25 protein-coding genes are annotated in these 20,429 nt (G+C 40.6%); 1 reads left to right on the top strand and 24 read right to left on the bottom strand.

Annotated elements, in window-relative coordinates:
* Positions 1 to 20: 20 nt before the first annotated feature.
* The 21 genes from ACNAN0_RS03905 to ACNAN0_RS03805 form a co-directional block, all read right to left on the bottom strand.
* The gene (locus tag ACNAN0_RS03905; protein WP_416353930.1) at positions 21 to 170 is read right to left on the bottom strand and encodes a hypothetical protein; all 150 of its coding nucleotides are present in this window, start codon (positions 168 to 170) and stop codon (positions 21 to 23) included.
* A 44-nt stretch (positions 171 to 214) separates the two neighbouring features.
* Positions 215 to 631 (bottom strand): phage tail assembly chaperone, encoded by a 417-nt coding sequence (locus ACNAN0_RS03900; RefSeq protein ID WP_416353929.1) that lies wholly within the window; start codon positions 629 to 631, stop codon positions 215 to 217.
* 13 nt (positions 632 to 644) lie between these two features.
* Positions 645 to 1,142, bottom strand: a complete 498-nt coding sequence (locus ACNAN0_RS03895) for a phage tail tube protein (protein ID WP_416353928.1) — start codon at positions 1,140 to 1,142, stop codon at positions 645 to 647.
* A gap of 18 nt (positions 1,143 to 1,160) precedes the next feature.
* Positions 1,161 to 2,546 carry a phage tail sheath C-terminal domain-containing protein gene (locus ACNAN0_RS03890; RefSeq protein ID WP_416353927.1) on the bottom strand — a complete coding sequence of 462 codons (1,386 nt, stop codon included), beginning with the start codon at positions 2,544 to 2,546 and terminating at the stop codon, positions 1,161 to 1,163.
* Between the two features lie 2 nt (positions 2,547 to 2,548).
* The gene (locus tag ACNAN0_RS03885) at positions 2,549 to 2,737 is read right to left on the bottom strand and encodes a hypothetical protein (RefSeq protein ID WP_416353926.1); all 189 of its coding nucleotides are present in this window, start codon (positions 2,735 to 2,737) and stop codon (positions 2,549 to 2,551) included.
* Positions 2,734 to 3,135, bottom strand: a complete 402-nt coding sequence (locus ACNAN0_RS03880; RefSeq protein WP_416353925.1) for a phage tail terminator family protein — start codon at positions 3,133 to 3,135, stop codon at positions 2,734 to 2,736. The genes ACNAN0_RS03885 and ACNAN0_RS03880 overlap by 4 nt, the downstream gene beginning before the upstream one ends.
* A gap of 16 nt (positions 3,136 to 3,151) precedes the next feature.
* Positions 3,152 to 3,577 carry an HK97 gp10 family phage protein gene (locus ACNAN0_RS03875; RefSeq protein WP_416353924.1) on the bottom strand — a complete coding sequence of 142 codons (426 nt, stop codon included), beginning with the start codon at positions 3,575 to 3,577 and terminating at the stop codon, positions 3,152 to 3,154.
* Entirely contained in the window at positions 3,558 to 3,959 is a 402-nt protein-coding gene (locus ACNAN0_RS03870; RefSeq protein ID WP_416353923.1) for a hypothetical protein, read from the bottom strand. Before ACNAN0_RS03870 ends, ACNAN0_RS03875 begins: the two co-directional genes overlap by 20 nt.
* Positions 3,959 to 4,357 carry a hypothetical protein gene (locus tag ACNAN0_RS03865; protein WP_416353922.1) on the bottom strand — a complete coding sequence of 133 codons (399 nt, stop codon included), beginning with the start codon at positions 4,355 to 4,357 and terminating at the stop codon, positions 3,959 to 3,961. The genes ACNAN0_RS03870 and ACNAN0_RS03865 overlap by 1 nt, the downstream gene beginning before the upstream one ends.
* Before the next feature lie 19 nt (positions 4,358 to 4,376).
* Complete coding sequence (locus ACNAN0_RS03860; protein WP_416353921.1) at positions 4,377 to 5,411, bottom strand: capsid protein; 1,035 nt, start codon at positions 5,409 to 5,411, stop codon at positions 4,377 to 4,379.
* Positions 5,412 to 5,427: 16 nt separating this feature from the next.
* A complete protein-coding gene (locus tag ACNAN0_RS03855) occupies positions 5,428 to 5,982 on the bottom strand; it encodes a phage scaffolding protein (RefSeq protein WP_416353920.1) in 555 nt (184 codons plus the stop codon).
* Between the two features lie 135 nt (positions 5,983 to 6,117).
* On the bottom strand, positions 6,118 to 6,318 hold the full coding sequence (locus ACNAN0_RS03850) for a hypothetical protein (protein WP_416353919.1): 201 nt from the start codon (positions 6,316 to 6,318) through the stop codon (positions 6,118 to 6,120).
* Positions 6,311 to 7,960 (bottom strand): minor capsid protein, encoded by a 1,650-nt coding sequence (locus tag ACNAN0_RS03845; protein WP_416353918.1) that lies wholly within the window; start codon positions 7,958 to 7,960, stop codon positions 6,311 to 6,313. Before ACNAN0_RS03845 ends, ACNAN0_RS03850 begins: the two co-directional genes overlap by 8 nt.
* The gene (locus ACNAN0_RS03840) at positions 7,953 to 9,368 is read right to left on the bottom strand and encodes a phage portal protein (RefSeq protein WP_416353917.1); all 1,416 of its coding nucleotides are present in this window, start codon (positions 9,366 to 9,368) and stop codon (positions 7,953 to 7,955) included. The genes ACNAN0_RS03845 and ACNAN0_RS03840 overlap by 8 nt, the downstream gene beginning before the upstream one ends.
* Complete coding sequence (locus tag ACNAN0_RS03835; RefSeq protein WP_416353916.1) at positions 9,359 to 10,606, bottom strand: PBSX family phage terminase large subunit; 1,248 nt, start codon at positions 10,604 to 10,606, stop codon at positions 9,359 to 9,361. Before ACNAN0_RS03835 ends, ACNAN0_RS03840 begins: the two co-directional genes overlap by 10 nt.
* Complete coding sequence (locus ACNAN0_RS03830) at positions 10,599 to 11,033, bottom strand: terminase small subunit (RefSeq protein WP_416353915.1); 435 nt, start codon at positions 11,031 to 11,033, stop codon at positions 10,599 to 10,601. Before ACNAN0_RS03830 ends, ACNAN0_RS03835 begins: the two co-directional genes overlap by 8 nt.
* A 58-nt stretch (positions 11,034 to 11,091) precedes the next feature.
* Positions 11,092 to 11,370 (bottom strand): hypothetical protein, encoded by a 279-nt coding sequence (locus tag ACNAN0_RS03825; RefSeq protein WP_416353914.1) that lies wholly within the window; start codon positions 11,368 to 11,370, stop codon positions 11,092 to 11,094.
* Positions 11,371 to 11,552: 182 nt separating this feature from the next.
* A complete protein-coding gene (locus ACNAN0_RS03820; protein ID WP_416353913.1) occupies positions 11,553 to 12,065 on the bottom strand; it encodes a hypothetical protein in 513 nt (170 codons plus the stop codon).
* Positions 12,058 to 13,440, bottom strand: a complete 1,383-nt coding sequence (locus ACNAN0_RS03815) for an SNF2-related protein (RefSeq protein ID WP_416354167.1) — start codon at positions 13,438 to 13,440, stop codon at positions 12,058 to 12,060. The genes ACNAN0_RS03820 and ACNAN0_RS03815 overlap by 8 nt, the downstream gene beginning before the upstream one ends.
* 6 nt (positions 13,441 to 13,446) lie before the next feature.
* Positions 13,447 to 13,728 carry a VRR-NUC domain-containing protein gene (locus ACNAN0_RS03810; RefSeq protein ID WP_416353912.1) on the bottom strand — a complete coding sequence of 94 codons (282 nt, stop codon included), beginning with the start codon at positions 13,726 to 13,728 and terminating at the stop codon, positions 13,447 to 13,449.
* 366 nt (positions 13,729 to 14,094) lie between these two features.
* Complete coding sequence (locus ACNAN0_RS03805; RefSeq protein ID WP_416353911.1) at positions 14,095 to 16,488, bottom strand: DNA primase family protein; 2,394 nt, start codon at positions 16,486 to 16,488, stop codon at positions 14,095 to 14,097.
* Positions 16,489 to 16,556: 68 nt separating this feature from the next.
* Here ACNAN0_RS03805 and ACNAN0_RS03800 point away from each other — a divergent pair, with 68 nt between their 5' ends.
* Positions 16,557 to 17,210, top strand: coding sequence for a hypothetical protein (locus tag ACNAN0_RS03800; RefSeq protein ID WP_416353910.1), 654 nt, complete (start codon positions 16,557 to 16,559; stop codon positions 17,208 to 17,210).
* A 67-nt stretch (positions 17,211 to 17,277) separates the two neighbouring features.
* Here ACNAN0_RS03800 and ACNAN0_RS03795 read toward each other — a convergent pair whose 3' ends face one another.
* The 3 genes from ACNAN0_RS03795 to ACNAN0_RS03785 are packed head-to-tail and all read right to left on the bottom strand — an operon-like array spanning position 17,278 to position 20,412.
* Positions 17,278 to 19,236, bottom strand: a complete 1,959-nt coding sequence (locus tag ACNAN0_RS03795) for a DNA polymerase (RefSeq protein ID WP_416353909.1) — start codon at positions 19,234 to 19,236, stop codon at positions 17,278 to 17,280.
* Positions 19,237 to 19,818 carry a hypothetical protein gene (locus ACNAN0_RS03790; protein ID WP_416353908.1) on the bottom strand — a complete coding sequence of 194 codons (582 nt, stop codon included), beginning with the start codon at positions 19,816 to 19,818 and terminating at the stop codon, positions 19,237 to 19,239.
* 12 nt (positions 19,819 to 19,830) lie between these two features.
* Positions 19,831 to 20,412 (bottom strand): DUF2815 family protein, encoded by a 582-nt coding sequence (locus ACNAN0_RS03785; protein WP_416353907.1) that lies wholly within the window; start codon positions 20,410 to 20,412, stop codon positions 19,831 to 19,833.
* Between the last annotated feature and the right edge of the window lie 17 nt (positions 20,413 to 20,429).

Raw genomic sequence — 20,429 nt, 5'->3', positions numbered from 1 at the left:
CCTTTCCTCATAAATAAAAGCTAAACATGCTTTCTTCTAGCCTTTCGTTCTGCCTCTTTCTTCTGACGTGCTTCTTCTTGTGTCCGAAGATCGATACCGGCAATAACTAAGGCCTTCTCACGAACAGTCAGTGCCAGCCATTGTGAAGGTAACCAATGATATTCGTTCATTGCATAGTGATAATATTGAAACTCAGCACCCTCATTGGATTTAATTAGTTTTTTACTTCATCGCTCAATTGATTAACATCTTCAGCATCAAAGCCTGATAAATCTTGAATTTCATTCGTTAAATCGCCATATTCACCAGCACGTAACATTTTCTTCAACACACCAGCTGGATCTGCTAATGAATTCCAGCTTTTTTGTAACTGTTCATTATTTAAATCCGGCGTAATAACTGATGCCGTCACCAGCATATCTACATACTTATTCTGATCAAGTTCTGTCGTAATTTGACGTGTTAGTTTATCTCGAACTTTTCGAGTTGCGTTTCTTTGGAAAGTTTCATTTTGTTCAGCCGTTACAGATTGAATTACAAACGGTGACTTAAACCTCGGAAATTTAACTTCACGTGTTTCCGGTTTTGAATCGACATTCTCTGCTAAAAAATCATTAATACTAATTGCCATCTATTTATTCCTCCTATAAATCAAAGCCCGTAAAAGGTTCTACTAAATCGACACCTTCAAATGTGAAGTCTGATTCCCATTCCATCACACCATCATCAGCTTCAAAATCCGCAAAAGGAATATCATCTAAGTTCACATCAGAAAAGTGTAGGGTCTGTTTACCAGCTCGTGAGGTAGGATCTTCAATCACTAAAGTGGCTTCAAAATATAGATCCTTGCCACCATGAATATAAGGCAAGGCATATTTAGCCCAATTTGAGCTGATCAAATAGCCCCCTAATGTTCCGGTGCCTTCTACGCTTGTCGTCTTTTTATGTTTCCACCGGGACCCCAGTGTTTGAATATCTTCTTTATTCTTTTCCAATTTAGCCGAGAATTTTGTGGCTTCAATCAGGGGAATAACCTTGCCTTCAATGGTGATGAAGATCTTGGCGTCTTTGGTTGAGATCGTATCGCGACCATTTAAAAATTCGCCAATGGTGCTATAGCTTTCGTTTTCACCTTGTGCCATTTGTGACGCTCCTTTCTATTATCGAACGACAATCGTCATGTAGAGTTTTTCCATAGAATCAATTGGTGTTACCGCCAATGTGACGACGATCGTATCTTTATCAGGGCCAGGATCAACTGTGATATCCGCAGCGTCGTAGTCTTGAACGATTCCGCTAGCCTGTAAACTTGCCATGTACGCTACCCGATTAGCTTTGAATAGATCACGGCCGGTCGGATCATTGTTGACTTTACCTAAGAATTGATTTTCAAAGACTTCAGAAGTATTTATGGCAATCGTATCTAAGACACGAATCACACGATTCTTACTGAACTGCTGTGGTTTATCATCGGTAAATTTCGTTAACGAATTAATGTCCTGTTCAATCACGACCCGATTATCGCGCTTACCGGTAAAGACGATTTCACCAGCATTTAGAGCACGGACAGTCAACTCATTGGTCAGTGCTGGATTGGCTTTGACCGCACCAGGATACGCGGCATAAGTCAGTGATTGAGTTGGTCCCGCCGCAGAAGATACACCGGCAAAGAAACCAGCTGCATCTGTTGTTGAAATTTTCGTGCCATCCTCTAATTCAACACCATTTGCGATGACTGAAATCCCCTCATAGTCATAGTTTGTTGCACCTTCTAATGCTGGAACCACACCACGAATCTTGTAACCCTCAGTTTCACGGAGACGTTCCACAGCCATTGCAACCAGTACATGAATATTGGAATCCGCTGGATAGCCAGCCGCTGTGACCACATTGTAGTTCTGCGTTTCTAAAACACCATTTAAACCAGCGGTTACATCTCCGGCTTCATTGGTACCACCTGTTAAATTAACAGTAATGGTGGCTGCTAAAGCTTCCAATAAAGCCTGGTTACCATCTTTCTTATCTTCTGTTGGTTTAGTATCTTTTAGCTGTACGTCAAGATAGTCATTTGAAACCAATCCAGCGGCAGTCGTTGTCCGAATAACCTGTTGATCTACAATTTCCGTATTGAACAAAGTAGTTACTGTAATCTTATCCTGTTCGTTGGGATCTTTTTCGAAGGAAACATGTAAGTCATTGCCTTTAGTACCAGCGTATTTAGCCGCAAACACCCAAGGTAACGTTGGCTCATCTAAGGTTGCCTTTTTGCCTTTATTTTGATTATAAAAAAGTACTGTTAAGGCACCTTTAAGTGTTTCCCGTAAAGCAACTAAATTGGAATCCTCTAAAGTTGTGCCCAATAGTGCCTTAAAATTAGAATTAGCATCTAATTCAATGACACCATCAGCGCCCCAACCTAATTGAGCATGTCCGATCAATAATGTTCGCCCCAAACTTGTATCAGGTTTTGGTTGCTTTTGACCAACCGTATTGATATAAGCTCCGGGGCGACGTTTGTTCATTGTAGTCCATGTGCCACCTGCCATATTTAAATACCTCCTTTAAATTTCTTGATAAGGCTTTTAGCTTCGTCAAGTGTATAGTGTTGTTCATCTTTTAAAACAGTCATTAAAATATCTCGCTCAATAATAGAAAAGCCAGCACTCTTGGTCAGCGCTGACTTCGTAAAAATTTGTTTGGTTGTTGTTGCTGTTGCTGTTTTACGTGGGGTAGTCATCTACCGGTCACGCTCCCTTTAGTTTTAGTTTGGACTTTGCGTTGCTTCGGTGTGTTATCAACTGGCGTAGCTCTTACCCAGACTTCAAAAGTCATCTGTAACGTATAATCCTCAGATAGCTCAGTCTGTCGGTTACGAAGTGTAGCGGAATCACCTAGAGTTGTGAAATTATCCAATAACAATTCCTCAACTACTTCCATATCAGCTTTGGGCCGTTCGGGGTCTGGAAAATATACCAGCTGATAATGATATCTACGATTCTGAATGCCAAACAACTCTGTTTTAGAACCCGTCATGATCTTGGTAATAAAAAAAGACGGTTCTTGAAAGCCACCTTTTTGATTCTCACGATAAATTGGTGCTGCTGGAAACAAGCGCTGCAATTCATTAGCAATCATTTCAACGATACTTGTTTTAATCGAAAAGACCCCCTAACGCTTTTTGCAAAGCAGGTGATAGTAGTTGTGGTAATTGGCTATTAAGTAATTTTATCGTCTTATACAGCATGAAGCGGCCTTCTACCCAACCACCACCGCCACGAGTTCGGTGGCCATTTTCAACGAAACCAGCATATTCAACATTGTTAAAAAGTTCAATCACAAAGGTACTGCCAGTATAGCTTGGCCCTTTGACGTTCCAGCCACGCCGAAGTGTCCCACCAGTGCGACCGTCCGTATATTGACCAACTGGCGTCGCAGCTTTTACACTCCGTAAGCCCTGTGTTCCAACACGACGGGCACTGATTTCAAGCTCATGCTTCAATGCCTGACCATTAATCTTACCTTTGACCTGATTCGTAAACTTTTGAAAATCTGCATCATCAATCGTGCCCCAAGCCATAATCAGCCACCTCTTTGGCTTTCTCATCACGAATCAAAGCAACTTCTTGATGGCTCACATAGCCCGTATAACCACGCCCTGCTTGCTTGTATTTAGTTATCTGACCATTCACATCCGTCACATAAATATCCGCACCAGGTGGAATCTTAATACCCGTACGAATATAAAGAACTACATCGTAATTGTCAGTGCCAAAATAACTTTGCTGAGATGGCTTCAAGGCTTTACGAGAGATCTTGCCCGGTTCGTTTTCAACAACTGTCACATCTTCAGTATCTGTGAATGGGCCGTTTTTAATACGCCGTACACCTTTAATAGTGATCTTATCAAGCCACAACGTTGGCAACACATTACCAAGCCGATTAAATGCCCCTTGGATCATTAATCCCACTTCACTTTCCTAAAGTTATTTAACTGACCAACATAATTATCAGTGATCGTATTCACTGATTGCAGCGCCGTATAAACTTCAGCTGGTGTTTTGAAAGTCACACTGGTATCACCTTCTGATAGTGAAGCCACGTTACCAGTCTTATCAGCAACAGGCACTAGTAATTGATTCGTTACTAAATACTGAGTAACTAGCCCAATTATCGTCATGTCTAAGGCTTCTGGCAGCTCCAAAACCGGCACATGGATATAATTCGCTACGTCATTAATAACCTTTGCCAAAACAAAAGTAAGTATCGAATTATATTGGGTTTCATCAGAGCCTTCTGGTCTTGAATTTAATAACTTGATTTGCTGAAGTAATTCCGCATTACGTGGGTGTTCTACCATTCAGAAGCACCTCCGTTTATTAAACAACTAATTTCAATAAGTCAGCTTTCGTTGCATTGGCATCGTACTTGATACCCTTAGCATCTAAATATGCCTTAATCTCATCAATCGTGTTTTTATCCGTTGGCTTTGTTTTGTCATCAGCCGGTTTAGCTGCCTTGTCGGCAACAACAAATTCAAGACCCTTGGTTTTGGTCTTCAATAATAAAACATCATCATAGGATTGTTCATAGTACAAATAGTTGCCGGAATTGGCGGCAGACGGTGCATCAAAACCAACAAAACTATATTTCTGCGGAGCAATCTGCACACCGTTGTAAATAAGAAACATATTAATTTGTTGGGCGTCATCGATTTCTTTAGAACCAACTGTAAAATCAAAGGCAGTCTGCATCAAGTCAGACGGTACTACAACGATGGTGACCTCATCCAAGCTGTAAACTGCCCGAGAAATATTTTTCACATCATTGATGATCAAGCTACGGTTAATGGCATCAGCCGTCTTAAGCATCTTATTGATTTGTGGTGTGACATAAAGGACCCGATTCGAATTAGGAATTCGCGCTTCATCAAAGTTGGCCATCATGCTGTCAAAAGCGTCCAAAATATTCTTCTCGGTTAAAGTATCGGCACTGATACCGCCATTGTTAGCATTTTTCTTTTCTAAGAAAAGTTTGCTAAACATATAGCGATCCATTTCTGGCATTTTTTCATCTAAATTAAATTGCTTCGTAATGTTGGCAATGGAAACCACCATATTGGATTCATCAACATCAGATGGATCTACCAAAGTAGACCAGTAACGTTCATGATTTAATTCATAAGAATCCCAATCGTTAGAATAATTGGCCGCCGGTTGAGTAATCGTCCGACGAGTCCGATCCCGACGGCCCTCATCAATAGTCAATCGAGGTAACTTGATGTGTTTCGCCCCATCGAATTGAATCAGATTGTTGCTGGGAGATTGCCATAATGGTGCTGAAAATAAATGACCATCATAAAAAGCTTGTTGCACAGCCGCTTGATATTTATCGGCATAATTAACTGTTGCCATAACTTAATCCTTCTTTCTAATTTTTGAATACATCAACCATTGTGTTGACCTCGTTATTATCATCTGAACCTTTGCCACCTTTAGGATCATAGCCACCTTTGGTACCCTCATCAAACAAATAGGCATCGGATTTTTTTAAGGCGTCAAGTTGTTCACTGACCCCTTCTAACTCACCCTTGTCATTTAATTTGACTTTATCCATATCTAGCAAGGCCTTGGCAGCTTTGGTATTACGAACTTTGGCACCAGTCAGGGTTGTATCAAGGGCACTGTTCAACTTGGTTTGTTGAACTTCATGAGTTAACTTTTCAGTTTCAGTCTTGTACTTATCTTGCAGTTCAGAATATTTCTGGTTCAAATCTTCATTATCCCCAGCTTGTTTCTTTAATGCCTTCAAATCCTTGTCGCGGTCAGCAATTTGAGATTTCAAGGTTTCATTTTCTTTCTGAATCGATTCAAGATCAGTGCCAGCTGAACCTTTAGCTTTCTCAATATCAGCACCATTAATACTTAAGATCTTATCGATCTGTTCATCAGATAATTCCAAGCCTTTCAATTGTTCACGTTTCATATCACAACATCCTTTCACGCTAGATTTACGAGGTGCGACCTCATTTCAAGGTAAAATAAATAGACCTTTTTACGTCATGCCCAGGACAAAATGGGTATAAAAATAGCACTCACTATTGAGTGCTATAACCATAAATTATAATTTGGGTAATGATGCGATAACTTCTTCAACAGAAATACCCCGTCTTTTAGCAATACTTTTTAAAATTTCATCTCTTGACTTGCTACTTGGTTCAACATTAATAGGTGCCTCATCAATCTCACCAGCAGGTATAGGTAAATAGTCCCTTAATGTCGGATTAATTTGATCACGTCTCATTTTTTTCGTATCAATCATTATCTATACCTCCAATCTCAAAATTATAAGAAATTGATAAATCCTTCAAGGCTAAATCTAAAGCTCTACGCTTATTATATCCCAATTTAACGTACTCACCAACTATTCCATCCATAGTTACATCAAAAGGTATAGTGATGGCAGATTTCGTATAAGAGAATAACCTTCCATCATGTCCAACTACAAGTGCAAGATTTACCCTTTTTCGTTTACCTGAGGTTAGTTGTCTGATATCTCCTAAGCTTGGCGGTGTGCTATCTGGATGATTATGAATCATAATAAATCGATCTGTTGATGATTTAATATAAGCCGCAACCTTATTTCCTGTGTAATTATCAATTGCACGCTCTAATCGACTAGTAGTAAATCTTCTAACTCGACCCGATTCAGCATTTATCAATGATATTGTTTCAAAGTGAGTTCCATTTCTCTCTTTTAATATTTCACGTGCTTCGGATACTACAGAATCTCGGACTTTCCCTTGTAATTGGTATTTATTAAACTGAGCAACAAATTCTTTAGAATTGATATAGCTATCATTAATTCTGCCAGTGGATCTAAAAGCATCAAACTCTTGTTCCTTTTCCATCGAGTTATTATACCATGCCTTAGCCTTTCGCCCATATGATTTTTTCCATTCATCAAAACTAATATTCTTGATCAGTTTACCTTTGCCCGTTTCAGAATCACGCATCCAACGCTGTTCAATGGGTGGTAGATCTTCCAGATAAGGTACAGTGGTACACCGACATCTAGCATGAATCACTGGATAATTGATACCTGGCTTTCGCTCATTGAGCTTGAATACCTCACCATCTAAATGACCACAAATAGTACAAGTGTGTGATTCAAGAGTAGCCATATATTCATACTTTTCAATGTTGGATTCTTCATAGGCTTTGGCCGTCGCTTCTTCAGCAATATGCCCCAGCTCTGAAATGATCAAGCGGTGAATATTATTCCGCTTCACATCGGTAAAACTTTGTTGCAGCTCTCTGGCTAAGCGTGCTGGACTATATCCCAGCAAGGTACCTTTTAACATGACATTCATCAATTGGTTGGGTAATTCTTCACGATAATTCTTCCAGATCCGTGCTGAAAAATCTTTGCCATCGTTCCCCCAGGGCTTAGCAACGATTAGTCTTAGTTGATCCTCATTAAAGGTGGCAAAGTTAGCACTCAATTGCCCATGGGCCAGTTGATTCGTGTAGATTGTCCGCATATAAGTATCTTCGAATTGCTTTTGTAATTCATTATTCAGACTATCCGTTTGTTGATCAGCAAATTGTTTCGTTAAATTTTGTAGCTGCGTTTCTAATAACTGTAACCGAGCAATGCGACTGCGGTAATACTCACGATCTAGTTCTTGATCAAAACCACCTTGCTTGGCTTTAGCTTCAAAATCTTTCAGGGTTAACTGCCAATGTTTGGTTTTGATATTTGCCAGAACTTTACGCGCTTGGTCTAAAGTGAGGCCCTCATTATTGGCATAACGAACATACCACTGATTCAATTCCTGCTGGATTTCACGATACAAACCATTGAGTTCTGGCTGTAATGCCCGTTCATAGACTTCTGTATTTTTGAGCTGCTTCGCTTTGAGCTGTAAAAAACGGCGCTGCCAATATTTATATTCATTCATCGGCACCACCATTGTTCAAATCGTCCAGGGCTTCGGGATTAGCATATCCATCTTTTTTCACAACATCATCTTGCCGGTCTTTTAATTCCTGCTGCCAATCATCAACGATCGGGTTGGCCTTAGCAATTGCTTCATCACTAGAATAAGCAGCAACTTGGGCAATCGTTTGAGCTTGTTCCAAATTATTTTGAATCGCCGTCCGTGTCCAAGTCTGACTGATGGAACGACCATCGGCATCAGCTACCTTTTGCCAACGTAAAATTGCCCGAATCAACTCCGTTAAGCCAATACGAAAATAGGCCTCCGTCATGGAAGCCTTTAATTCAAGATGACTGTACAGCATTTTGATAGCCACACCAGTCGCATTATTCGTTTTGAAATCATTAGGATCAATCCCTTGGCCTTCTTTGAAGATAGCCGCTTCAGTAGTGTTTAATAAAGAATTGCGTGCTTCTACAGGAATATCAATCGTTAGCTTATCCAGGCCCGACTTATCCCCAGTACCGGTCGATTCAAACTTGACGGCATGATCATCTTTCAAAGCCTTTTTAAATTCATCTAAAGACTGCCCACCATAGTTGGTCAAAATCAGAATAACTTGCTGAATATCATCAACATCATTAACAAAACCGTTATAAATTTTGTCATAGACATCTATCAAACCCTTGTACTTTAACAAGTCAGGCCGTTCATATTTATTCTTAGGAAAAGCCACAAATGGTACCCGGCCAAAATCGTGTTCAATTCTAGCTCCAGTCCCAACTTCATCACCTGTGGCCACATCATAGATTGGAAAACGATCTTCCATATAGGTCAGGTCACCATAATCAAATGATGTTGATTTGAATACCGTCACATCTTTATCCGTCCAATACTCATGAACTTTAAAATGTTTACCAGTATCTGGGTCCAATTGCGTGTAGCTTCGACGAACGGCTAGCAGTTTACGATTTAAGTCATTGGAATAAATTGGTGTGACCTGATTTGGCGGCACCACGCCATAACGGAATTGATCACTACTATCAATCCAATAATGGACCCAAGCAACCCCCGCATTGGCAGCATCAACTACCAGCTGATTCAGATAAAGGTTGAAGTTATCGCCCAAAGTGTCTTTGATTAAATCATTTAAACCGTTATCGTCGACATCTATCTGAGGGGCTGTTGTTGCTAAGTACCCAGCTTCTTGATCCACTAGTAATTGATGATAATTATGGCTGACGCGGTTATCAGCACTTCGAAGTAAATCATCTTTACCCTTTGAATTAGTTTTAGATTCCCCATTATTTCGATCGGTGATGTCATTCTCGTTAAAGTAATACTTCTTTGACTTCTGAAAACGACTATTGAACCCTGCTCGCCGTGTGTCGGTATTTTTTAATAGTTCTTGCATGACCTTTATTTCCAAGGGACGAACCCTCCTTTCTTCATCTGATCTTGTAAAGCATAGCGCGTGGCATCAATCGAGTGATTATCACGATCCGGGTAACCTGACTTGAAATTACCATTCTGATCACGATCCAATTCATAGCCACTAAACTCTCTAGCAACATTGGGACAGCGAATTGGATCGATGATGATTTCACGGAGATCCTGCAACCATTTCACACCGTGGTCGATACTACCTGGACCCTTCTTAGCACCCACGATATTTAAACCTTGGTCTTTAAATTCAGCAATCGTCCGTGGCTCGGCAGAATCAGCAACGATCCGGCTATTATTCGGATTCAGCTTTTTGATGTTTGCCACTGCAACTCGATTCACCATTGCCACCGCATAAACCTCACCATAGATATACAACTTCCGCCTTGTAGAATCATAATAGGCTTGAATATAGGCCAATGGATCATGGGCAAACCCAAAGTCCAAGCCGCGATAGATCAAGTCGAAACGTTGGATCTCATCATCAGTAATTTCACGTTGTGTGATATTCGTAAAGACTTCGGCACCAGTCCCCGTAACTTCACCTAAATATTCATGGGCGTAAGCCTTAGGGTTATCTTTTTTAAGTTGTTCCGCATCAGCTATGAATTCTTTACCTAACCAAGCTTTCGGCACCGTGCGATAATCTGACTTATGAACCAGCGTATCTTGACGGAACTTAGCTTGTTCCACCGCTTGATTGACCCAGTTGTTTTGTGACGCTGGTGGATTATAACTATAAAAAGTGGTTATATTACTACCACCGCGATTCAGCGACTGATTAATGGAACGAATCTCTTTGATCCCATTGAAACCATCAACTTCTTCAAAATGTTTATATTTGGTATAGCCTTGGCGAAACGTCTGGGACTTAATATTTTGGGGCTTATCCGCGCCTTTAAAACGAATCTGCTGCCCCGTAGGAATATAGGTCAATTGCATGGGGCTAACCGAATCTAACCACAAGTGTGGCACTTGAAGCTGATCAATGGCCCAAAGGTACTGATCAAATACTGATTCTCTCAAAGTATTTTGATAGCGCCGCATAACCACTGCATTAGCTTCTGAATCTGCCATGATGCCTAATACAATCTCCAAGGAAACGAAAGAGGACTTCGTTGAACCACGACCACCTTGCAGCCAATAGTTGGAATGCTGCTTTCGACGAATATCCCGATGAACTTGATAAAAAGACGGTGCCACTAGGTCAATTAACTTAACCATCAGCATCGTCTTCTTTACCGGGAATATTATCTATGATTTCTACCGGCTTAATATTCGCATTGATCTCTTGTTTATCCGTCCACATTGCAAAACGTTTACCTAAAAGCTCCAGCGCATGAATCTGTTCCTTTGCTCCAACTGGAACATTATCAACTACACCCTTTGCGGTTGCAACCGACTCAGTCATTTCACCACGACCAAACTTTGTCAACCGCTCCAAAATCTCTTGCTGGTCCACAATTTTAGCATCTGAAATTTCTTTTCTGCGTTTTTCGATATATTTAGAAATCTCAGGTTTTTTCAGGTTTTCGTTACCGATTGAGTATGAGGTTTTCTTGCTATAGCCAGCTTTTATAGCAGCATCTGTTGCATTGCCACTAATGATATATTCATCAGCAAATTTCTGCTGTTTGACTGTTAATTTCACATAAATCACCACACTCCGATTGATTGAACTCTATGTATTAAAAAAGACACCGAAGTGTCTATTTTGAACTATGATTCTTCTTAAAAACGTCACTTCTTGCCCGTTCAGAAGCTTCATAATCATAATACTTATTTTTTATTTCGTATAAATCTTCATCAGCATAATTATTGTCAGAAATTTTATTCAAATCATTTAATAGTTGTGTCTCCAGCTCCTTGTGTAACTCCTCATATCTATAGTCATTAACGTGAGGCTCATCGTTTTGATAGTAACTATCCCAGTAATTAAATCTAGACACTAAACTACGCTCTTGTTCTTGTTTATCCGAACTATTCATGACCTTCACACCTCCATACAAAAATAGTACCCTAGCTAATTCTAGGATACCACTTTCATTTCATAAAGGAGTCAGGGCATGGGCGCTTTGGGAGGAATACCACATTCATCTCAAAGACAAAATTCTATACTATCATAATAATACTTAAATCTGGCATTGTGTCGGCAAATAATCGGCATGACTCAAACCAGATAGGTATCAAAAAAATCGTCTAGTCCTTGCATTCCAAAAAGCATGATACTCAAATCTTGAACGGCTTTATTGCGCTCTTTACCAACAACACTGCTATCAATATGGTAATAATCACCCAAAGTTGCCAGGGTCTGTCGTTCTTTGGCAAGATACATTCTGTTAATAATTTGCCAGCGTCTTTGGTCAAACCTATCTCCGGCCTGACAATAATCTTTATAGGCTTTAAGAATGGCATCTACAAATTGTAGTAAATGTTTCGTTGAGATTTTATACCGTTGCAATGTTGAAATATCTTGGTGACCTCCAGAAAGTAATTTATATTCATCTGGTGTAATCATAGCTTCAGGGGCAATATCAACATGAGCCTTTAGCTTACGATATTCACGTAATAATATTTTAGTATTGCGCAGCCGAAAATCTTTATGTTCTTTTTTCTTTTGACTTTGCTGACGTTCAAATTCTTTAAGTACTTTTTGAACGATGTCATCTTTAGTATCAACCAACTGGTTTATTCCTCCTTATCCCCTCAACTCTAGCCTTTAACGCCTGTAACAGCTCATTCTGATTCTTAGCTTTTCCAGATAAGACCTTCATAACATCTTCATCGATCGTACCTTCTGTAACTAAATGATGAACGATAACGGGTTGTGTCTGACCTTGTCGGTCTAATCTAGCATTAGCCTGTTGATAATACTCTAATGACCAAGTCAATGAGAACCAGACAATGATGTGGCCACCTTGCTGTAAATTCAACCCATGCCCTGCCGATTGAGGCTGTACTAGTAAGATCGGTATCTTACCCTGATTCCATTTCTCAACGTCTCCAGATTTTACATCTAGTACTTTGGCTTCTGGAAAAGCTTTTTGGATCCGAGACAAGTCATGTTTAAAATTATAAAAAACTAATACCGGCTGTCCTTGGGCTTCCTCAATGATATTTTCTAAAGCCTTCAGCTTACGATCATGGATCACTCGTACTTTTTCGTTCTCGTCATAGATAGCCCCATTGGCAACTTGTAAAAGTTTGCCGGCCAGCACTGCCGCATTACTGGCTACAATTTCACCACCATCATTTTCCAAGATATAGTCACGCTCTAACTGGCGATAGGCCCGCAGCTCTTTGGAAGATAGCTGGACTTTGACCACATTATCCGTTCGCGGCGGTAAAGTTAGATAGTCTTTGGACTTCATGGAAATACAGATATCATCCAATTTGGCGTATATCTTTTCTTCAGCCCCATCATTTAATATCCAGTTATAAACAACATGGCCGTTTGAAACACCTGCATGAAAATACTTGTTGCGATATTCTGTGATAGTCTTGCCAAGGCGCTTACCTCGATCCAGTAAATAGATCTGTGGCCACAAATCCATCAATGAATTAGGTGCGGGTGTACCAGTCAAGCCAATCACCCGTTTCATCAAGGGACGAACTTGCTTCAAAGCTCGAAAGCGCTTGGATTTAGCTGACTTAAAACTAGATAGTTCATCAATGATCACCGTTTCAAATGGCCAACGCTGTTTAAAGTGTTCCACTAACCACACGACGCTTTCGCGATTCGTAATATAAACATCGGCTTTCTGTTCCAGTGCCGCTATACGCTGCTGCTCTTTACCGACAATCAAGCTATAGGTCAAGCCCTTGGTATGATCCCATTTCTTGATTTCACTGGGCCAAGTACTTCTGGCAACAGTCAAGGGCGCGATCACTAATATCTTACCGGTGTCGCCGAAAAACTCTAATAAGTCATCAATGGCAGTCAAACTTGATAAAGTTTTCCCCAGGCCCATGTCTAATAACAAAGCACAGTAAGGATGATCTAGGATCCACTCGACAGAATAAGCTTGATATTGATGTAATTTGGCTTGAATCTTGATCACCTCTCATTCATTGAAAATTTTATTTAACACTTGATCCACATCAGCTTTTGAATAAACTGTAAAAACTAATTGACCCTGTTCTCGCAATTTACGAATCTGATACTGCTGATTTTTACGCAAACTTCCATTGGCTCGTTTCAATTCAACAAAAAATAACTTGCCCGCTAGAATAACAATCCTATCTGGCACCCCACGGATACCTGGGCTAACCCATTTATAGGTCAGTCCGTTCATTTGTTTGACTTGATGGATCAAATAGTTTTCCACATCTCGTTCTAATTCCATATTTAACTCCTGCTGGCCCAAAGTTGTTTCAAAACCTTTTTATATATATACGTACTCTCTTTTTATACCCTCTATATACTCTTATTACTTAATACACATATATAATAGAAGAAAAAGTTGGGTTTTTGGGACAAACGCACCTTAAAGTACTGGTATGATAGTCTTTATAGCTGGCCCAAATTTTTAGAAATGGCCCATTTTTAGGGGTTTTGGCCCAATTTTGAAGGGTAGATTTTTAGTTTTTGTAAAATATCGAGGACTTACATAAAATAACTCATTATCTATAACTGATTGTTATGATCATAAATTAATTATTTTCCACCTTGAATTTTCAATTTTGGTCCAATAAATGGGCCACTTTTGGCCCTATTCAAAATCATCATTTCTTAACCTAATACCAGTCCAAATATAAGGCCTTCTACCATCAATGCGAATCCGACTCTTTTCAAAGCCTAGCTCCTCTAAACGCCTATATAGGTTGGTTTTACCCAGGGGCTTTTCCCCAGCATCATTACTATATTCGCTATAGCCTAAGTAAAGGTCCTCAGCTTTTTCGGTAAAATCTTTACCAACTTCACAAGCTTCATCAATGAATCTTCCTACTTGGTCATTACTCTTGATCCAATCTGCTAAGTCCTTTTCAGAACTTTCAGATAGTGTAAATTGTCTTTTCTCTAAAGCTCGACGCAGCGCGATCATAGCTTGATTGAAGATACCCGGCAACTCCTGGAGTATTCGAGATAATGGGTACTTCTGTTTGATATCATTAGTGACCTTTTTATTGACCTTAATGATGATTGTCCGGCGTTTCAGACCGCCGCTGAAATCACGCATGGCTGGCAGCTTATTCATGGCAAACGTTAATTTAGCAAAGTTATGAAATACTAGGGGCTGGCCATATTTCACATCAGCATAGAAGGTGTCTTCCCCAGTCAACATTTTCAATACGGCCCCATCATTCAAATATTCAGGTTTCGCATCGGAATCAAAATTAGCTGTTTTCTGATACAGCCCACTGGGGGCAAATTGCTTGGTCATCAAAGATTCCAAGGTGACCGCAGAATAAGCTTTCTCACCGATCAAGGCTTGCATGATATTGATCAGTGTCGATTTACCAGTACCGCCGGGTCCTAAAAGGAATAGCATCTTTTGGATCGGATAGTTTCGATAAAAAAGGTAGCCCAGCCATTCATAAATAAAAGGCTTGTTCTCCGTACCGACTAACCAAGTCAAGAAGCCATCAAAGGTCGGACACTCGGCCTCAGCGTCATATTCAACCGGGTAACTGACTCTGGCATGAAGGGCAGGATCAAAGCTAGTCTCAAACGTATCAGCCTTAAGATCATAAACACCATTGGCTAAAACCAACTTATTTAAATCTCCCTCTGGAAATTTATCATGAGCCATTTCTAGACCTTGAACGGCGCTAACGGTCTCACGTAGTAGATTGATCTTGGTTAATTTCTTCAAATAGTCACGAGTCAATAGCCCATGAATATAATTTTCAGCATCATTCAGCCAAATACCAGAATCTTGGTCATAACGTAAAAACTCGTTACCATTAAAAAACATCGGGACTTTTTCAGTGATCACTTGTGCCAGACTGTAGGTATTGACCACTGGCAATCCATTTTGACTATAGGTCAACCAACGTTCTGTCTGAATATCATCGGTATTCTCAAAATCAACTTGGGCACTGCCTAACGCAGCTTTATCCATTTCTTGACGAACATTAGTATCTTCTAAGGCAAATTCTGCCATGGCTTTGAAACTCGGCAGCTTCGTGACTGCCATATCTGTTTTAGATTTATCATCTAAACTCCCAAATTTGTGTAAACGCACTAGGTCAAAGGCGTTCGTCAACATATCCCCGGTCGGATCCGTGCCATGATGAGAATAGGCAAACTTGTCATCATATGAGACTAAACCACCGGTGGTGGTTCCCGGTATATAGGTGTAGCGGTCATCATGCGCGGTGGGTTCATAGATATCACTTAAAAATGTATCAATGGCTGACTTGATGTCATAAGTCCGGTTGAAAGCGCCAACGACCCCATTCTTAGTTAAGGGGTTTCCCGCCTTTTTTGCTTGCTTGGCGTGTACGCTGGACTCCCGACTAGAAACTGGCCAAAAACTCGAATCACGCCAATCTTCATACTGGTTCAAGATCTCATCTGGATCCAACAATGGCCCATCCTGATATTCAAAGAAATAATCTGCGTCGATGCTATGACTCGGCCAGTACATCAAACGCTCTGGCTGATAAGTCGTATCATCAAAATTATCCATGCCAAACAGCTGGGCAACTTGTCGAGCTAAAGGGACATATTCATCGGGTGTGACTAATCGCTTTAGCGGAATAATCAGACGGATACGTGGGTTCTTTTTGGTGTAACTGTGTGTCGAGTACCCGGCGATGGCGCTATCGAAGACTAGATTCACATCTTCCCATAGATTGTGTCTTGGAAAATCAGCATCTAGAGTGATCAAGCTGCGTGATTGCACCATGTCCGCTTTACGCCGGCCCTCTTTTAAGAAGCCACCCACATAGCCACCTACGTCCTTGATAGCATCACGCTGACCTTTAGAAGCTTTGAAGTACTCAGACTGTGATTCTTGCGTAATGGTCGGGGTATTCAATCGCTTCAGAAAATCATGCCAGGTCATTTCCTGGTTGTGCCAGCGTTTAGTTGTTCTTTTGGTAGCTGTTGCTAGATTCAACGTGGGGTTGGACTGTAATTTTTTATTGATGACTTGCATGATCGACCTCCTTCCGAAAATATTTATGATAAAATGAGTATTATAATATTAGAAAGCTGGTTATTACTGTGAATTCAAATTCAAAAACTGGGACAGTTATTTCAACAGGAAAACAGGGAGATCGTTTTGGCATAGTAAAACTAAAAGATGAAGAAATATACGTTCCATTCTTTAAAGAGAAATCAGCTAAATTAAAAACAATTTTCAGTAAAGAGTATATTAAAGTTTACAAGGGACAAAATGTTTGCTTAACTTTTGATAAAAATAAAAAAGTAGCTACAATACTTTCCATTGAGCAAAGGCCCTATGATGATAGACCTAGTACGGAATTTTTATACAATAGCAAAAATAAATATCATTTAAAACTATTTGTTGGCATTATTTTATTTGTCATATTAGCAATTCTTCCTTTTATTTTTCACCCTTTAACTGTTAAAATGAACGAAAATTATCCTGTACTTTGGACACTAGGAATTATGGTTGTTTATAGAGAAATAATTCTTCAATTTGTTAAAGATAAAATTAAGGGGAAAATATTTAAATTAATTGCTTCCTTCATTGAATCATTTGTGCCTTACATGTTCACAATTATTAGTTTAACAAACATATTGAGCTCCTTATCAAAGCTAAAACTCTTTATTATTTTTATTTTCTATTTCTCAATATCTCTCGTTAGTTTATCGACTGACCTTTTTAAAGACTACGCGGTTATTAAGAAATAATTCACTTCACTTTCCTTCTAACTCCCCCATTATTGTCTTACTTTCACTCGTCTCTGTGTTTTCAGTTTTAATCTTTCATGTAATAACTGCTTTCAAAACCAGCAGCGTTGAGTGGCAAATCCTTTGCCCAGCTGACAGGTTCACACATAATGTCACGCATTTCTGCAACACTGCCAACGCCTTCGGGCATTTCCGTCACCGCTTCATCGTGAATGTGAAAGATAACACGATAGCTGTGTTGTTCTAATCGATACATGGCCTCAGCTAGCAAATCGCGAGCCGTGGCTTGCACGATGTTTTCCACCAATTTGCCACCATACGTGTGCAATTTAGTGAAACCCACCCGGTCACCTTGACCTTCGTAGACCATCTGCGGGCCATAGGTGCCTTCTTCTAGCCTAGCTTTGGCATAAGCAAGTTTGCGACCACTAGGCAGTTGGATGAATAGGAAGCCGCCTTTTTTATAAAACTTTAGCCCTTTTTGCAAGACCTGTACGCCGCCATCGGATAAAGCTGCTTTGGCGGCTTTTTCTGTGTCATACCAAAATTGCACGATATGACTATTGGCCTTGCGCCATTTTTCTACCAGCTCTGGCAGTTCATCTTCCGTGATGCCCATCTTCAAAGCCCCCATGGCTTCAAGTGCCCCTGTAGAACCTTGATAACCCAAAGCTAATGTCGCTACTTTTCCTTTTTGTCGAGTTGGCTTATCCACCTCTTTTAAAGGAATATTAAACATCTGACTAGCCGTAGCTTCATAGATCTTACCATGGGTTCGAAAAGCTTCTAAGGTCCATTTCTCATGGGCATACCAAGCAATGACTCTGGCTTCGATGGCAGAGAAGTCACACACGATCAATCGATGGCCGGGCTTCGGGATCAAAGCGGTCCGAATCAGCTGTTTCAACACTTCGGGGATCGAGTCATAAAACCATTCAATGGCTTCACCATCTTGACTTTTGACTAATTGTCGAGCGGTATCTAACTCGCCGATGTAGTTTCGGGGCAAGTTTTGAACTTGTAATAACCTGCCAGCCCAACGCCCAGTTCGATTGGCCCCATAAAACTGTAACAGTCCATGGACCCGACCATCAGAACAACGAGCGTTTTCCATTTTCAAATACTTCTTGGTACTGGCATTAGACAACTTCAACCTTAACTGTAAGGCTTGACTGATATTGTCTGGTAGGTCCTTTTTGGCTAAAGCGTCTTGCACTAGGGCTTTACCTAACTTATCAAAGGGATGGCCATTATTGGCTAACCAACTTTTGAACTGTTTCAAACTGTTAGGATTTTCTAAGCCGGTAATGGCCTTAAGCTGAGTTAAGTTATTATCATTTTGTGACTCCATTAACTGCACGGCCCCATCGGCTAAAGGTACGTCGATCGCGACACCGCGGTCATTGATTCGCTGATCCATCGCCCACAATGCCCATTCACTAGACTTCATTGGAAATCGTTTAAGTTTATCAGCGATTGCCATCTCTGTGCGTACATCTTGGATGTTATAGTCGATGAACGTCTGCCAGTCTTCGGGAGCGTCTTCTGGCAGATTGCGCTTACGCATGTTATTAGCTTTAGTTGGCTTAGCGGGTTTAGAGAAGAAATTGATCAGCCGAACGCCTCTAGTATCTTTTTGCTGGGGTACACCAAGGTACGCAGCGGCTTGTTTTAAGCTAGCCGGCAGGCCAAGTTCGTTGGCCTCTACCATGGTGTCATGCCATTGGCGAGCATCTAGCCATTGATCTTTCTCTAACCGATTCAATCGGCGCAAATAATGGGTCAACGCTACTCGTTCAAACTGGGCATTGAACGCAATTTTAATCACTTCTGGGTCGGTCAGCGCTACCAGTAAATCTTCCGGCAACTCGTTTTCAGTCAGATCGACACAAGTCACCTTGCCGTGATCAATAGCATAGGCGAAAAGTAAAATCTCAAAGTTAGGCGAATCCGTATACTTATAGACCCCTACATTCGGCAGATCCTCATCACTATAAGTTTCAATGTCGATATTCAACGTTTCCATCTAAAACACCCGTACTGGAGTGACTACGATAGTGGCTTGTTTACTTTCAAACAGCACTGGACTGAGGTCACCATAGTAGGAAACTCGAACTTTGTCCTGGGCTCCACTGAGGTAGTCACTATAAAACTGCAGGCACTTGAATAGATTATTAGCAGTTACTGAAAGCTTCTTGAGCGCACCCTTAAAGTCCTGGATAGACAAGAGATACTCCTGTGTTTTGGTCTTTAAAGTTAGTCCAGCATCAGCTTTTGCCAAGGTAACAACTTCAGTTTTGAGGGCTTTTAGAAAACCAAGCACATCTGTAATGTCCGCTGCACTGAGCAAAAAACTAGCTGAGTTTGTTTTGTTGTCTGGAATCAAGCGTAGCGTATCAGGGTAGATTCCATCTTCTTCACGAAATGTTTGTAGATTTAAATTAAAGGGCTGCTTCAATGAATGCATCGAATCTAGTCTAAGCATGATGTGCGAATCAGTTGCCGTGATACTGCCATCTGGATCATAGTGAACGCATTGTAGTATTGGTCGCGTTGAACTTTGACTAGTGGCATTTTTTAAAGCACGTTCTAATTTTTTTGCTTTCAAATGGTTGACCTCCTAACCAAACAGATCGTCGTCTACCTCAGCCTCGTCATCGTCTGATTCCCAGTCATCAAAGTCATCTTCCGCCCGAGCACGACCACCCAAGAAGTCACCATCAGCAATGATCTGAACATTATTCAAACCAGCAGAGATCCCCTTGTTACCTGCCGTGTTGTAAGCATAAAAGTTCATAGATACTCGAGCATAGACCCCAGAGTAAACTTCTTCTTCAGAGGTCACTGGGTCCCGGTGTGCATCAACAATGCCCGGCTTCGTTCTGCTAGAAAGATTGATAAAGTAATGATTCTTGAATTCAGGATAAGATTCGGTATCCTGTTCCTCATCACCATCACGAAGGGTTGTCTTAAGGTTTTCAGGCTTCACCCCCTTGAGCTTGCTGGATTTAGCAGCATCATAAGCAGCTTTTTGAGCTTTTTTGATCCGATTCAAAGTTTGTTTATCAGACTTTGGAATCAGAATCATTGTTGAATATTTAGGATCCTGACCTTCAAAAGCATGGGGTTCTAATAAATGAACAAAACTTAAACGGACCTTACCTGTAATAACTTTAGTAGCACTCTTTGTATTTTCAGACATAATGATTGATCTCCTTT

Source organism: Agrilactobacillus fermenti, from assembly GCF_047943045.1.
GTDB lineage: Bacteria > Bacillota > Bacilli > Lactobacillales > Lactobacillaceae > Agrilactobacillus > Agrilactobacillus fermenti.
This window is presented reverse-complemented; position numbering and strand designations above follow the sequence as displayed.